At 39.0% G+C, this 16166-nt stretch carries 12 protein-coding genes; 5 read left to right on the plus strand and 7 right to left on the minus strand.

The features are described 5' to 3' along the window. Positions 1 to 99 precede the first annotated feature (99 nt). Entirely contained in the window at positions 100 to 1887 is a 1788-nt protein-coding gene (gene lepA / locus KZP23_RS22830; RefSeq protein WP_226334099.1) for a translation elongation factor 4, read from the minus strand. A 184-nt stretch (positions 1888 to 2071) separates the two neighbouring features. On the opposite strand from lepA, the gene KZP23_RS22835 reads away from it, so the two are divergent. After that, a complete protein-coding gene (locus tag KZP23_RS22835; RefSeq protein WP_226334100.1) occupies positions 2072 to 2608 on the plus strand; it encodes a DUF4924 family protein in 537 nt (178 codons plus the stop codon). Positions 2609 to 2660: 52 nt separating this feature from the next. Here the strand turns inward: KZP23_RS22835 and KZP23_RS22840 are convergent, their stop codons facing one another. Beyond that, complete coding sequence (locus KZP23_RS22840) at positions 2661 to 4589, minus strand: AAA domain-containing protein (protein ID WP_226334101.1); 1929 nt, start codon at positions 4587 to 4589, stop codon at positions 2661 to 2663. A 72-nt stretch (positions 4590 to 4661) separates the two neighbouring features. On the opposite strand from KZP23_RS22840, the gene KZP23_RS22845 reads away from it, so the two are divergent. Further along, positions 4662 to 5267, plus strand: a complete 606-nt coding sequence (locus KZP23_RS22845) for an acyl carrier protein phosphodiesterase (RefSeq protein WP_226334102.1) — start codon at positions 4662 to 4664, stop codon at positions 5265 to 5267. Beyond that, complete coding sequence (locus KZP23_RS22850) at positions 5254 to 5703, plus strand: hypothetical protein (protein ID WP_226334103.1); 450 nt, start codon at positions 5254 to 5256, stop codon at positions 5701 to 5703. Before KZP23_RS22845 ends, KZP23_RS22850 begins: the two co-directional genes overlap by 14 nt. A 595-nt stretch (positions 5704 to 6298) precedes the next feature. Here KZP23_RS22850 and KZP23_RS22855 read toward each other — a convergent pair. The 3 genes from KZP23_RS22855 to murI form a co-directional block, all read right to left on the minus strand. Further along, the gene (locus KZP23_RS22855; RefSeq protein WP_226334104.1) at positions 6299 to 7351 is read right to left on the minus strand and encodes a M42 family metallopeptidase; all 1053 of its coding nucleotides are present in this window, start codon (positions 7349 to 7351) and stop codon (positions 6299 to 6301) included. A 102-nt stretch (positions 7352 to 7453) separates the two neighbouring features. Beyond that, positions 7454 to 9337 (minus strand): amidophosphoribosyltransferase, encoded by a 1884-nt coding sequence (locus tag KZP23_RS22860; protein ID WP_226334105.1) that lies wholly within the window; start codon positions 9335 to 9337, stop codon positions 7454 to 7456. Positions 9338 to 9614: 277 nt separating this feature from the next. Further along, on the minus strand, positions 9615 to 10421 hold the full coding sequence (gene murI / locus KZP23_RS22865; RefSeq protein ID WP_226334106.1) for a glutamate racemase: 807 nt from the start codon (positions 10419 to 10421) through the stop codon (positions 9615 to 9617). Between the two features lie 388 nt (positions 10422 to 10809). On the opposite strand from murI, the gene KZP23_RS22870 reads away from it, so the two are divergent. Continuing rightward, complete coding sequence (locus KZP23_RS22870; RefSeq protein WP_226334107.1) at positions 10810 to 11145, plus strand: hypothetical protein; 336 nt, start codon at positions 10810 to 10812, stop codon at positions 11143 to 11145. A gap of 323 nt (positions 11146 to 11468) precedes the next feature. Then, positions 11469 to 12854, plus strand: a complete 1386-nt coding sequence (locus tag KZP23_RS22875; protein WP_226334108.1) for a sigma-54-dependent transcriptional regulator — start codon at positions 11469 to 11471, stop codon at positions 12852 to 12854. Between the two features lie 12 nt (positions 12855 to 12866). Here the strand turns inward: KZP23_RS22875 and KZP23_RS22880 are convergent, their stop codons facing one another. Both KZP23_RS22880 and KZP23_RS22885 read right to left on the minus strand, forming a co-directional pair. Further along, entirely contained in the window at positions 12867 to 15419 is a 2553-nt protein-coding gene (locus KZP23_RS22880) for an ATP-binding protein (RefSeq protein WP_226334109.1), read from the minus strand. A gap of 56 nt (positions 15420 to 15475) precedes the next feature. Beyond that, positions 15476 to 16105 (minus strand): hypothetical protein, encoded by a 630-nt coding sequence (locus KZP23_RS22885; RefSeq protein ID WP_226334110.1) that lies wholly within the window; start codon positions 16103 to 16105, stop codon positions 15476 to 15478. Positions 16106 to 16166 lie beyond the last annotated feature (61 nt).

Below are 16166 nucleotides of genomic sequence, written 5' to 3' on the forward strand. Positions count from 1 at the left end.
TTATTTACCAAATTTAATATCTAAAGATTATTCTATGATTCAAGATCATGGCTTCTAATTCAGAACAATAAAAGTCTTACATCTTGAATCTAGCCTCTTCTAATCTAACTTTAATACTGCCATAAATGCTTCTTGAGGCACTTCCACATTACCTACTTGTCTCATTCGCTTCTTCCCTTTCTTCTGCTTATCAAGTAGCTTACGCTTACGGGAAATATCTCCACCATAACACTTGGCCAATACATTTTTACGCATGGCCTTTACAGTTTCTCTGGCAATAATCTTGGTACCAATCGCCGCCTGAATAGCAATTTCAAACATTTGACGTGGCACTAATTCCTTTAATTTTTCGCAAAGTCGCTTGCCCCACTCATAGGCTTTGTCTCTATGGACTACAGCCGAAAGGGCATCCACTACTTCACCATTCAACATCACATCCAAACGAACCATATTGGATGGCTTGTTCTCTCTCAGCTCATAATCCAATGAAGCATAACCTCTGGAAATAGTTTTTAATTTATCGAAAAAGTCAAATACAATCTCTGCCAATGGCATATCAAATGACAATTCCACCCGATCCGCAGTGAGGTATACCTGGTTCTTGATCTGGCCTCTCTTTTCCATACAAAGCTGAATCACTGGCCCCACGTAATCGGACTTAGTGATGATGGAGGCATGAACAAAGGGCTCCTCAATATGCTTGAAAAGGTTCGGATCAGGCATATCAGACGGTGCATTGATCAGTTTATATTCCCCATTGTTCATTAATGCTTTGAACTGGACTGATGGCACTGTAGTGATAACCGTCATATCAAATTCCCGCTCCAATCGCTCCTGGATAATTTCCATATGAAGCATCCCCAGGAATCCACAACGGAATCCAAAGCCCAATGCTGCTGAGGTCTCCGGTTCCCAAACCAAAGAAGCATCATTCAACTGAAGTTTTTCCATAGAAGCCCTTAACTCCTCAAACTCGGTAGTATCTACAGGATAAATCCCTGCAAAAACCATGGGCTTCACATTTTCAAAACCTTGGATCGCTTTGGTACAAGGTCTTTTTATATGGGTAATGGTATCCCCTACTTTTACTTCCTTTGCTACCTTGATCCCAGAAATCAAATAGCCAACGTTACCAGCACTTATCGTGTCCTGCGGCTTTTGTTGAATACCTAAAATCCCGATTTCATCCGCATCATATTCCTTTCCTGTATTAACAAATTTAATCTTATCGCCCTTTTTGATGGTTCCGTTGAACACACGGAAAAGTACCTCCACACCACGGAAAGGATTATAAACAGAGTCAAAAATCATAGCCTGCAATGGCTCATCCACATCTCCTTTTGGAGCGGGCACTTTTTCAACCACTGCATTCAAAATATCTTCTATCCCCAAACCTTCCTTACCGGAAGCATGGATGATATCTTCTCTCTCACATCCAATCAAGTCGATCACCTCATCGGCAACCACCTCAGGGTCTGCACCTGGAAGATCTATCTTATTCAATACAGGTATGATCTCAAGATCATGCTCCATGGCCAAATATAAATTGGAAATGGTCTGAGCTTCTACCCCCTGAGAAGCATCCACAATCAATAATGCGCCTTCACAAGCCGCAATAGAACGTGAAACCTCATAGGAGAAATCTACGTGGCCAGGAGTATCTATCAGGTTCAGGACATATTCCTCCCCTTGGTAATTATATTTCATTTGGATGGCATGAGACTTAATGGTAATCCCTCTCTCACGCTCTAAATCCATATTATCCAATAATTGATCTTGCATCTCCCTTTCGGTCACCGTATTGGTAAACTGTAGGAGACGATCCGCCAATGTACTCTTCCCATGATCAATATGGGCTATGATACAGAAATTTCTTATTTTTTGCATATCCATTCTGAGGGCAAAAATAGTAAATAGTTAGTGTTTTAATAGTATAGCATTGACATATTTATCATATAGTTCCCTAATACCTTATATCCCTATCACCTTCACTAGCTTTTCTTTAGCTTAATGGACTTGTTGAACCTTATTATGCTCCTTATCTTTGCAGCTCCAAAATCAAACTCAAATCATGAAACAACTGGCGGAAAAGAAAAGAGAGAAAAATATAGGGGAATATATTGTTTATATGTACCAAATGGAGGACCTGATCAGGTCTTACCAATTCAATATGGATGAAATCCGCCAATATGTCATCTCCCATTACCCTGTATCCGATCAAGAAAGGACAGATATCACTGATTGGTTCCGCTCGCTGGTTCAACAAATGAAGCATGAGAAAATCCAAGAAACCGGACACCTTTCCACTACCCAAAAAGAAGTGGATCACTTGGCCAAAATCCATTGGGATCTGCTTAAAACTGATCAGGAATATTTCAAAATATACAATGAAGCCAAGCCTCATGTAATCGAAGCCATTATGAATGCTGATGGACAAGACTTAGGTCATGAAATCCAAATCTGCATCAACGGTGTCTATGGGCTTCTTCTGTGCCGCCTTACTGGCAAGAAACTAAGTCCGGAACAGGAAAAGTCCGCCCAAGCCTTTGGAAATGTTTTGAGTTATCTCAACCTTGCCTATATGGAAGAAAAGAAAGATCAAAAATAATTTCTGATGTCATAATGCCTGAAAGGCCATTTCCTCCAGGCATTATGGCCAATTAAAATTCCATAACTTCATAAATGCTCTTATAAAAACCATTTTCGGTAACAAAATCCAAATACTGCTGGTAAAACGGATGAGCACTCAAAGTAGCACTATCTCCCACAACGATCAACTTCCTCCTAGCCCTAGTCAAAGCCACATTCATCCTTCTGATATCAGCCAGAAAACCTATTTCACCTTGCTCATTGGACCTGACCAAACTGATCAAAATAATATCTCTTTCCTGCCCTTGAAATCCGTCGATAGTCCCTACGCTTATATTATCTCTTAATTCCCTTAATTGACCAAATCCCTCTCCTTCCTCCAATAATTCCGTAAGCTTTTTCACCTGCGCCTTATAAGGTGAGACAATACTAATAGAATACTTCTCTGATTGAAAAGCTTCCATTCCCAATCTATCAATCAGCTTTTCCAACATTCCAAGAGAAAACCTCGCTTCTTCTGTATTGAGCTTACTGAGCGAATCTTTCTCAAGGTGTTCGGCAAAACCACTCCCCGCAGTATCTATGAATTCAATCACTGGCTCTTCCTTGCCTAAAGCGTGTTGCAAGGTGTTCTCTGCAGCTTTTAAAGCCCCTTGATAGAAATATTCGCTGGAAAACTTCATAATCATTTCAGGCATCCTGTACTGCATCCTCAGCATAATACTGGCATTGGCCTGTCGCTTGATCACCTTTTCAAACAAAGTCTCACTTAAGCCTTCTTTACTGGCTTCGTAAGATTTGATCGTCGGAGGAAGTTGGCAGTGATCTCCCGCCATGATGATCTTATCTGCTTTCATCACAGGTATCCAAGTAGCCGGTTCCAATCCTTGACCAGCTTCATCGATAAATACAACGGGGAATTTCATTCCTTTCAAGACCGGATTATTGGCCCCAACCAAAGTGGTCGCCATAACTTGACTTTGCTGAAAAACATCAAAAATTATATAATCTTCCAAATGTGCCGCTGCCTCTTTGGCTTTACTAGCCTCAGCCAGTAAACGTTTTCTTTGCTCTCGCTCTGCCTGACCAAAATTTCGCTTGTACTTCCTGCCCATTCTCCTATATTCTTCCACAGATTTTCGGAGTTTTTTAAGGTCCCTATAACTCTGGTGCGCAGCTATTTTAGCATCTAAAGTCTGTTCCAATATCTGATCATCGACTCTGGCAGGATGCCCTATCCGAAGTGTCGACACACCACTTATACTTAATTTTTCAACCAAAAGGTCCACCGCAGCATTACTGGGAGCACACACCATAACCTGAGGATGTCTTTTTAAAACCTCTTTAATGGCAGCAACCAAGGTGGTAGTTTTCCCTGTTCCTGGAGGACCATGTACCACCGCCACGTCTTGAGTGTTCAGCACCTTTCGGACCGCTTCATTTTGGCTATTATTCAAACCATCAATATCCCCTGTAATAAATCCATCATCAAAATCAGCTTGTTTTTCCCCTAAGAAAACATCTCTTAATTGGCCCAGCCTACCACTTTCTGCTTTGATCACACTGTTCATCGCAAAGTCCATCTCCCTATAGCTGGCCTCATCAAAATGCAGGTCCACTCCCAGTTTGCCATCATGCAACCAGTCTGGCCATTCATTGCCCATCAGCGTAATGGTCATGGTATTCTTACGCACAAAATTCACTATTCCATTGACCCTAGGAGCCTTGCCCTCCGAAAAATTGGAAAACAAGGAAATGGATTTACCCGACTGGAAACTATGTGACTGTCCGCTTTCCGCTCTCTCCACTTCCAATATCAACCTTTCACCCATACCTACTTTAGTTTTGATAACCTGGACAGGATACCAACATATCCCTTCCTTTTTCTTATCCGCCAGTGAAGCACTTAATGTCTTCAAGCGGTATTGCTCCAGGTCCTCTGCCCACTCTTTTTTCAAAAGTTGTAAAGTAAATTTTAATTCTTCCTGTATTTTCGACATCAATGGTTATTTTTAATCATCAAATCTAATGTATTTGATAATGTCGCAAACCATTTAACCCTATTTTCTATCTTGAATTTTTTAGCACATGCATATCTTTCATTTGATCATCCAAAGGTGCTTTTGGGCAACTTTATTGGTGATTTTGTCCGGGGGAATTTAGAAGAACAATTCGAACCTGGAATAGTCATTGGCATCAAGTTACATAGGGCAATAGATGATTTTACTGACAGTCACCCTATGGTCAAAGAAGCCCAAGAACTCCTGAAACCCCACTATAAAAGATACTCACTGGTCATAACCGATGTATATTTCGACTATTTTTTGAGCAAATACTGGAAAGACTATGATGACAGAAGCATCGAAAAATTTGCTGATGAAGTGTATAGTACCATAGAAAAAAACGACCACCTTCTCCCGCAAAACTTCATGTATTTATTTCATTATATGAAAAAAGACAATTGGCTGGTGGCTTATGGCACTATTGAAGGAATGAAAGCCTCCCTAACGGGCATTTCCAAACACACGAAATTTGACTCTAAAATGGAAACCGCACACCTGTTTTTAAAAGAAAACGAAGCAAAGCTTAAGACCTATTTTGATGCTTTCTTTCCTGATTTGGTTAAATTTGCCAAAGGAAAACTTGATGAGCTATTAAAAGATTATGATTCAGTGTAAACCAAAAAGAGCTACTTATATATCATTAAGCGCCATAGTGGTCATATTAATTTCAGGGCTCAGTTATATTCTTAATGACTTCAGCACTTCTAGGTCCTATGGATTATTTTTCTATTTGATCAGTGCAGCCCTGCTCACCGTGGTCATATTATTGATTCTCGTCAAAATGATGGCCGGCTACCGGTTTATCAACGCAGGAAAGGAAAAAATTGAAGTTAAATTACCATTAAAAGGATTTAAAAAACAATATGACTTGAACCAAGTCTTAGCTTGGCAAGAGGAAATTGTCATTACCAATAAAAAAGAGTTTAGACAAATTACCATTGCATTTGAGGACAAAACCTCCATTAGTCTTAGCAACCATGAGCATACCTCCTATCAAGAACTCTATAAATACCTCATGAAAAAGGTCCCCAAAAAGAAAGTCAAAGCATAAAAAAGGCCTTCTGAGTTTAGAATCAGAAGGCCTTTTTTTTTGCTATCTGTGTATCTGTTATTGCACGAGTATATACGCTTCAAAACATGCTCTCACAAATGGCACAGATCTCACAGAAATGATTGATTAAACCTGTCTATCGCTGGGTAGTTCATAAGCGTAAATCTGTCTACAGCCTTTAGCCAGGTCCGCGGTATCAATGGGGAATACGGTTATTGCTGTAAAAACCGATAGGCATATTAATGAATGTAACATTTTTAACGGCCCTGTTTAACCCATATTTAACCCCTGCTTATCCCGTGTTTATCCCGTGTTTTAGCCGTGTTTCTCTTATCAGAGACTTAGGGTAATCTACTCCTTAAGGCCTAGAGAAGTAAAGGAACATACCTTTCAATATTTTAACTATAAACAGCTTACCCTCCTTTCTTTCCGTCCTCATGATAAGTCAACATTTCCTCAACTATCAAGGAGTTGGATGGCTGATTTTTTTTATAGTTGAGATACCAAATAGTTCAGATAAGATTTTCTTTATTGCACCAGATTTCGATGAACAAAGAGGCACACTTGGGGACATACATATTTTATTTCAAATACTTCAATGCTTCCAGTCATATTGATCTAGGTTCTCCAGGCAGGCATTGAGCAATTCAATACTGGCGGCTATATCATCCTTATTGGCCATTTCAATCACCTGATGTAAATGTCTGGTCGGAATAGATATCGCACCCGCTATAGCGCCCTGCTTCCCCATTCTCTGTACTCCGGCTGTGTCAGTGCCACCCGCAGTAAGTATCTCAGGCTGCCATTGGATATTTTTCTCAGTCGCTGTTTTCTTCATAAAATCCACCATTCGATAATCACAGATCGTCATGGCATCCATCACCTTAATGGCTGTCCCTTTTCCCAACTCGGTAATTTTCTCATGAGCAGATGCCCCTGGCACATCATAGGCAATGGTAGTATCCAAAGCTATTCCAAAATCCGGATCAACTCCATGGGCTGCGACATTGGCGCCTCTCAAACCTACTTCTTCCTGAACAGTAAATGTAGCATAGACATCATAAGGCGGATTCTTGATACTTTTCAGTGCTTCAATTAATATGAATACAGCTACCCTATTATCTATTGATTTACAGTTAACGCAATTGCCCATCTCCACCAATTCTCGATCTCTGGTTACTGAATCACCAATAGCAACATACTCTTCCACTTCCTCTTTACTCATCCCAAGATCAATAAAGTAATCAATAGTTTTGGGAAGTTTATTTCTCTCCTCAGGCGTCATTACATGAATAGGCTTACTACCCATCACACCAATCAAATCCTTCTTACCATGAACGATCACACGCTGCGCTGTCAATGTTTTCGGGTCAAAACCTCCCAAGGTATGGAACCTCAAAAAGCCATTATCATCTATATGGGTAACAATAAAACCTATTTCATCCATATGGGCGGCCACCATAACCCTTTTTCCATCAGGATTATTCACGCCTCTTTTGATAGCGATGACATTCCCCAAATTATCCACTTTCACCTCATCTACCAGTGGAGTAACTTGATCGATCACCAAATCCCTGATTCTTTTCTCAAAACCCGGCGCACCGGCTATTTCACAAACTTGCTTTAAAAGTGCTGTATTTATACTCATGTTTTTATTAGAATTAAGATGAGAAATTTAGACATTATGGTCCTAATACCAAAAAAGGCCATCTATTAAAATGGCCTTTCTACAATTTATTTTCCTATACTTTTAATATGCCCTTACGGCCTTTCCTTCCATAAAGTTGACAAAGGATTTATTGACCACCCTCATCCCTCCGGCGGTAGGGAAATTACCCGTAAAATACCAATCACCAAGATGCTCTGGGCAGGACTTATTAAGGTTCTCTACCGTTTGATAAATTACTTTCACCTCCGCTTTGATATGGTCGGCAGTAATGATATCTGCAATCTTATCGGATATTTCCTGAGGGGTAAATTGATTATAAACCTCTTTTACAAAATTCTCCCCTGCATTCGGCTGGTCATTGCATTTTTCATACACTTCATCCAGAATATATTGTTGACCAGTTTCCTCCAACAATTTCAAAGCCGCTCTAAAGGCAATAAATTCCTTCATCTTAGACATATCAATACCATAACAATCTGGGAATCTAATTTGAGGAGCTGAAGAAACTACAATGATCCGCTTGGGATTTAATTTATCCAACGTGGTCAGAATGCTTTTTTCCAAAGTGGTCCCCCTTACAATACTGTCATCCAACACTACAATAGTATCCACGCCGGGTTTTATCACCTCATAGGTAGTATCATATACATTGGCCACCATTACATCCCTGTCATTGTCATTGGTAATAAATGTCCGAAGTTTGACATCTTTATTTACCAATTTCTCCACCCTAGGACGGAAATTCAACAACTCTTCTATATCTCCCAAATGGGGCTTACCATCCAGTAGAATTTCTCTCCTTTTGACACTTAGATAATCCTCTAGGCCTTCAATCAGTCCCAAAAAGGCAGTTTCAGCGGTATTAGGAATATATGAAAAGACAGTGTTTTTCAGATCGAAATCTATGGTTTTTAAAATTTGGGGGATGAGCGCCCTGCCTAGCTGCTTGCGCTCTCTGTAGATGTCCGGGTCCGTACCTCTGGAAAAATAAATTCTTTCGAAACTACAAGATTTCTTTTCTAAAGCAGGAATGATCTCATGTTCTCCAAAAGATCCATCCTTATTTACGATCAAGGCATTTCCCGGTTGAATTTCCTTGATGGCGTTATAATCAATATTAAAAGCTGATTTAATGGCCGGCTTTTCTGAAGCTATCACCACGATTTCATCATCAGCATAGTAATAGGCAGGCCTGATTCCTGAAGGGTCTCTCACCACAAAACTGGCTCCATTTCCAATAATACCAGCCATGGCATAACCGCCATCAAAGTCCCTGCAAGACCTTCTTAAAATCCTGGCCACATCCAATTCTCTTTCAATCACCTCTGTGATTTCATTATTGGAGTATTCCTCTTTGTACTTATTGAAGATTCTTTGGTTTTCTTCATCTACAAAGTGACCGATCTTCTCCATCACCGTTACAGTATCTGTTTTTTCCTTAGGATGCTGCCCTAATTCCACCAGCTTACCGAACAATTCCTCCACATTGGTCATATTGAAGTTTCCCGCCATGACCAAATTTCTACTCCGCCAGTTATTCTGCCTTAGGAATGGATGACAGGTCTCAATACTGTTTTCTCCATGTGTCCCATACCTCAGGTGACCTAACCAGACTTCTCCCGAAAAAGCGACATTGTCCTTTATCCATTGGGCATCTTTGAGTCCCTCTTCACCGCCAAGTTTCTTAGCTTTCTTGTATTTCTTGGAAACTTTGGCAAAGATGGAATTAACTGCCTGCGGGTCAATTGACCGATACCTACTGATATACCGCGTCCCTGGTTTGCTGTTGATCTTGATATTCGCAATACCTGCACCATCTTGTCCCCTGTTGATCTGCTTTTGCATAAGGACATAAAGTCGGTTCGCTGCATACAAGGGAGTTCCGTACTTATCAATATAATATTGAAGAGGTTTGCGGAGCCTGATCATGGCAATCCCGCATTCGTGTTTGATTTGATCGCTCATCGAGTGTTAGCAAGTAATATTTTAAGAAGCAAAGTTACATCTTTTTTATAACTTCCCCCACATTAACACGGGCTTTCATAACCTTATTTCCAAAAGAAAAATTCATTTTTTCAGAATATAAATAAGTAATAAAAAAATCAGGTAAACAAAATTCTGAACCTCCATAAATTTACCACAGTATAATTCCCACAAACATTATTATACTTCATGATAATTATAAAAAAAACAACATCATAAAACCGATCATCCCCTGCCCCCGGAACTCTTGCTAATCAAATCATTCCCAAAGTGGATATTTTTCCAAACTTACCTCTTTGCCAAAAAAAAGCTTGGTCGTATTTTCAAAAGACGGCGTATAGTCAGAAACCAAAAACCTATCCTTTCGCTTCTCTCCCGTATTCAATAGTCCGAGTGAATTTAATGCTGTAAATGTCGCCTGTGCAACCATTTCTGAACTATCAATCACTTCTACGCTTCCATCGTAAAAACTATCTATTTGCGCTTTAATTAAGGGATAATGCGTACAACCCAAAATCAATGCTTCCACCCCCCTCAGTTCTTCATCCTCCAAATAATTTTCCACGATCACCTGACTGATTTGATTATTATGAAACCCCTCTTCAATCATCGGAGCGAGTAAAGGTGTCGCCAATGAGGAAAACTGCACTCTTTTATTGAGTGCCTCAATCTTTTGCCTGTACACGCCAGAATTAACGGTCTGCTTAGTACCAATCAGACCTACTTTTTTTCCTCCATGGTGCACAGACACATAGTCCACTACCGGTTCTATCACATCAAATACTTTTGCCCTTGATGCCACATATGCTTTTACCAATTCAAATGCTGCGGTAGATGCTGAATTACAAGCAATAAGAATTGCCTTACACCTCGCCCGCAACAACACATCGGCGATTTTCACAGAATAAGCTTGAATAGATGCAGTGCTTTTGTCCCCGTAAGGTAAATGCGCTGTGTCACCAAAATAAATCAGCTGTTCATTAGGCATTAGGTTCTTGACTGCCCTAGCCACTGTTAAACCACCTATACCACTATCAAAAATTCCTATCGGAGAGGACGCTTCCATATTTTTTTCAGATTCAACTGCCAAATATAGTCATTCGCCACACAAAAAATAAGCCCTCAAGTGCACGTACCTGAGGGCCTTTTTGCAAGCAAAGAGTTAGTTAATTTATTATTTATCTCAAATATAATTATTTAGGACCATTGAAAAAACATTCTTTCCTTCGATTTATTGAACACAAAACCTCCTAAAAGCTAAGTCAGAACTCTACAAACTGTAGAAAAAACTCCACACCGCTCGTTTCATAAGATGTTATACAGTTACAAATAAGTTACTTTTACATCATTTTTTGTTATTGGTCTGATATTCGTGCATTAATAATCATTGGAAATAATTTCCATATCAACAATTAAATACCTTTGGCACAAATACACCCTAACAAGTACTTAAAATGAAATTCCTAAGATTACTTATTATTCCTCTATTTCCATTAATACTAGAAGGGTGTACCAAGCAGGAAAAACTTCACCCTTCAAATAACCATGCCACTAACGTAAAATCAACGACAACACTGGCAGTTGAACTTAAGCCAATTGAAACACATGAAATACCTGCTTTAGTGACCAAAAACATCGAAGCTGATTTGATTTTCTCCAACTTAAAATTAGTAGAAGCCAATATGCTCAAATTAAGGAGCAAAGTTTACTATGACCTTAAATTTGTAGATGACGAACAATTTGCCATTACAGCCACCTTTGACGAACACGGAAACATCATAAGCAACTAATAAATAAACACTTAACTAAAACCACTCATAAGCAAAAAGCTCACAAAACTCAATTTGCCTACTTCAAAATACATTTTCCCCCACTGGTAATAAAGCGCCTAAAAAACCACCAAAAATCTTCTATTTTTATTGATAATGACAATAATTTTATGGTTACTTTTGTAGACAACACCAAACCACAACACCCTAAAAATCAACAAATAACAACCCATCCTTGGCCTAAGAACCAGCATAAGGAGATTGATTATTAACAAATAATCCGGAAGACCGAGCTTTATGGCATAGTTTCGGCTTATACCTGATTATTGATATAAAAGAAACCTATGGCTAAAGAAAAAATACTTCTCATTGAGGATGATTTAACTTATTCCAAAATCATAAAAAACTTCTTGGAGAAGCATCAGTTCACGGTTCACACCACAACCAGGATAAAAGATGCCTCCTCTGATATGGAAAAGGAAGAGTACGACCTGGTCATCACTGATTACAGGCTTCCAGATGGTACGGGAATGGAAGTATTGGAAAACATTATTCAATCAGAAAAAAATACAAGGGTAATCCTTATTACCAACTATTCAGATATCCGCACAGCTGTAAAATCCATGAAGCTAGGGGCTTTTGAGTACATTACCAAACCTGTCAATCCTGACGAATTACTTTCTACAGTTCAGGAAGCGCTAAAAGCTGCTCCCAAAAAACAAACTTCTAAAGAAAGTCCCACCCCCACTCCATCAAGCAATAAAAGCCCATCACATAAACAAACCACAAACACTCAATATGTGGTAGGCAAAAGCCCGGAGGCATTACAGCTTGAGCAGTATATTTCTTTAGTTGCTCCCACTGAAATGAGCGTGATGGTATTGGGAGAAAGTGGTACGGGTAAAGAATTTATTTCAAAAAGAATACACGAAAAGTCATCCAGAAAAAACGGTCCTTTTGTCGCCATTGACTGTGGTTCACTCTCAAAAGAGCTTGCAGGCAGTGAACTCTTTGGCCATGTAAAGGGCTCCTTTACAGGCGCCTTAGACAATAAAACAGGACACTTCGAAACCGCCAACGGAGGCACTATATTTTTAGATGAAATTGGCAACTTAAGCTACGAAGTGCAAATAAAGCTCCTTAGAGCAATACAAGAACGAAAAATCAAAAAAATTGGGAGCACAAAAGATATACCAATAGATGTACGGATCATAGTGGCTACCAATGAGGACCTTTCCCAAGCATCAAAAGCTGGTGAATTCAGGGAAGACCTATACCACAGGCTCAATGAATTCAGTTTAAAATCCACTCCTCTAAGAGAAAGGACGGAAGACCTGTTTCATTATGCAGATATCTTCTTGGAAGAGGCAAACGAGGATCTGGGCAGAAATATAGAAGGCTTCTCTCCTGAAGTAATCGAAGTTTTCAAAAAATACAGCTGGCCAGGAAACCTCAGAGAACTTAAAAACATCATTAAAAGAGCCGTTTTACTAACACCCGAGGGCTATATTCAGAAAGAGGCATTACCCGTTGATTTATTGATACCAGAAAACGCCAGCATTCACACTGCCGAAACAAAGGACCTTAAATCCTCTTTCGAAACACAGGAAAAAGCAATGATCATAAAAACTTTGAATGAAGTAAAATACAATAAATCAAGAGCTGCTAAAATCCTGAATATTGACAGAAAAACACTCTATAATAAAATAGAAAAATACGGGATTGATTAAGCTCACCATTAATCAATCAATTTTACTCATAAGTTGATATTCTTTGAGGATTCGATCGATAACTTGAAGGGTATCAACTTTGATTTTTTCAATCATATCAGGGGCTTTCGAATGATCCCCCATCTTGAGATCATGCTCCAGTCCCCTTGCCAAGGTAGCTGTTTTAATTTTCAATTGCCCTAGTCGACTACCTAGTTTATGTGCCACTTCCAATGCTTCTGACCAGTTTTTAGCCTCACTAAATTTCTTAAGCTCTACTAAATCATTGCTGGTACTGATACAAAAGTCAGTCAATACTTCCTTCAACATTTCTTCATCATCCATGCAAAATTTCCTAAGATCAGCTGTATCATAGCTTGAGTCCTCGGAAACACTTTCTTCATGTGGAGAGGTATTCGAGTTTTTCACTTTGGCTACTGTCTCCAATTTTAGCAGGCTCCCTATCTTATTCAACAGGTCCTCCTCTTTGAAAGGCTTCAATACAATCGCCTCAAAACCAATATTGGAGAGCTCATCTCTCTCTTTGGCAAAAACATTGGCCGTCATGGCGATAGCAGGAATATCCCTGTACTTATCTCTTTCCTTTAATAATCTCAACACATCATAACCACTGACTTCCGGCATTTGAATATCAATCAAAAAGACATCATACTCTTCATCAATGACGCCATCCCTGATTTTGGTCCCCCCTTGAACGGCCTTAACAGTAGCCCCATTACTTTCCAACAATAATTTGGCAAATTTAAGTCCAACAGCATCATCATCTACTAATAAAATATTAAGGTTACTGATATCAAAAGTGGTTTCATTATCTGGCATTATTTTCACCTTCGCATCCACCAGCTTAGATGGTATGCTCAAGGAAATAGAGGTTCCTTTCTCTACCTCGCTATCCAGTTCCATTTCTCCTTTTTGAAGCTCCAGCATCCTCTTTACAATGGTCAAGCCTAAACCTGTCCCCCCATACCTACGGTTAATAGAAGCATCACCTTGATTAAATTCCTTAAAAATATTCTTTTTAAACTCTTCGGTCATACCTATGCCTGTATCGTCCACCTTCATCAGCAAAAGTCCCTTTTTGTCAAAATCAATGCTTACTTCCACTTTACCCTGTTCCGTAAATTTAAGGGCATTACTGATCAAATTATTCAGAATCTGACTCACTCTCAACTCATCACCTACTATCCATTTATCCTTTGGCAAATTCACATTCCAGACAAAATCAACCTGCTTTTCATTGGCTTTCAATTCAAAACTGTTCTTAATGGAATTAAAAAGTTTATGGGGGTCAAATGGAGATTTTTCAATGGAAATTTTACCTGCTTCCAACTTAGAAAGATCAAGAATATCATTCACAATCCCTGATAAAGTTTCTGCTGCAAAACCTACCATATTCACATAATCTGTCTGATCAGGACTCATTTTTGTCTTCTTGATGGCCGCATTGTAACCTTGAATAGTATGAAGAGGATTTCTGATTTCATGACTCATATTTGCCAAGAAATTCTGCTTGGCTATGGCCAATTTATCTGACCTTTCCTTGGCTACCTCTAAATCTTCCCGGTAACTTTCATCTTTCCTAATCTCAGTAAGGATACTGTATATAAAAGCGGAAGTTCCTAATACCCCCACTAAAATCATTACACCTAAAAGTATGGATACATCAAAAGCCAATTCATACAAGGAATCGTTTTTCTGCTGACTCTCCTTGATGGCATCTTCTTGAAGATTGGAAATCAGCGACTGTATCTCTTCTATCAGCTCTTTGTTTTTCAAGGTAAGTTCTCCCTCCAGGTTTGCCAAACTCGACCTCAAATGTTGTTCTTGATAATTAATATCCAGTAAAAAGCGTTTTACGGCATATAAAATAGAATCTGAAGTATTATCTCCTCCAAATTCAACAGAATCATCCTTACCTTCTTGCGGCCTGAATTGCTGGAACATACTCCGAAGATTTTCCATTTCCTCTGAGGACATCAAACTTCTATAACCGGAATCTGAACTGCTTTTTTTATTATTGTTCTGGTCGGTTTCTATAGGCTTGGTTCGCCTAATCTTATGGTCAAACCTAATACGGCCCAAGCTTTGCAACCTATTGATTTCCTCCTGCCGCTTTATTTTTGTTTCTAGACTTTTCAAAGCCTGTTGACTGAAATTCCTGTTGATCAGGTTTTTCTTCACATCTTTCAGACCGTTGTATACGACTACCAGCTCATTGATATTAAAGTTGATTTTCTTAAGATGGTTTAATTCAGCACTGTCATTTGCGCTTTTCTCCAGATAATCCAACCTTCCCTCTATCAGATCTAAATAAGTCTCTGTTACTGTAGTATCTGCCTGTGCTTTAAAGTCACCTTTTACCTTATCCAATTGATAAACATCAGCCAATAAAGCATTTAGCTGCTGAATCCTATCATTCGGTTCTGACAAGTTTTGCGCTGTATTCAAAAGCTTGTCAATACTAAAATAGGTAATGGCGCTAACACTAAGTACCAAAAAAATGGCCAGCAAAAAGCCTAGCACCACTTTTTTCCTGGCTTTATGGGCAGTTTCTTTCCTCTTCACAATTCTCTGATTTTCAACAAATTTCGGAACAATTTCGATACCACCAAAATCGTGCCTTATTGTTGGTGCACCGCTTCATGCGTAACTTCCTCAAAAACACAATAAGCTGCATAAAAAGATACAGGAATGGTAATAAATAGTCCTGCAATTAAAAATAAACCAATTGCATTGATCACAATAAAAATAAGTACGAGAGTGAAAAACTTCCACCATTTCACAGTGATCAACTTTCTACTATATTCTAAAGATTCCCAAAAATCCAAACCAGCAAAAATATGCAGGAGTACCGCAAACATATAGCCCACCATCAGATATATTCCTGGGATCACAAATGCTATTAATCCAATAGAAACTAAAATCTGCCCAATCAACCAGATCAAAATAATCGGGATGTAGTATTGAAATCCCTTAAAAAAATCAGGATAAATAATTTCCTCCCCTGACTTCATCTTATTGGCAGCCAAATAGAACCCTGAAAAAAGAGGCCCTGAAAGAAAAACACTGTATAGTATAGCATATTCTTTAAGATACAATACAAAAAGTAACTGCAAAGACAATATAAAACCAGTAAACCCTATTGAAAACAAAGGCTTTATGGTAAATAACTCCCAGCCCTTTTGGAGTACTTGCTTTACATCAAAATCATAGCCTGTTTCGATCAGCCGATTTAAACTGTTTTTATCCATTTTTTATACTTATAATAAAATACACGGCAAATTACCGTGTATTTTTCAAATTATCGAGCAT

The sequence above is a fragment of the Echinicola marina genome (assembly GCF_020463795.1).
GTDB lineage: Bacteria > Bacteroidota > Bacteroidia > Cytophagales > Cyclobacteriaceae > Echinicola > Echinicola marina.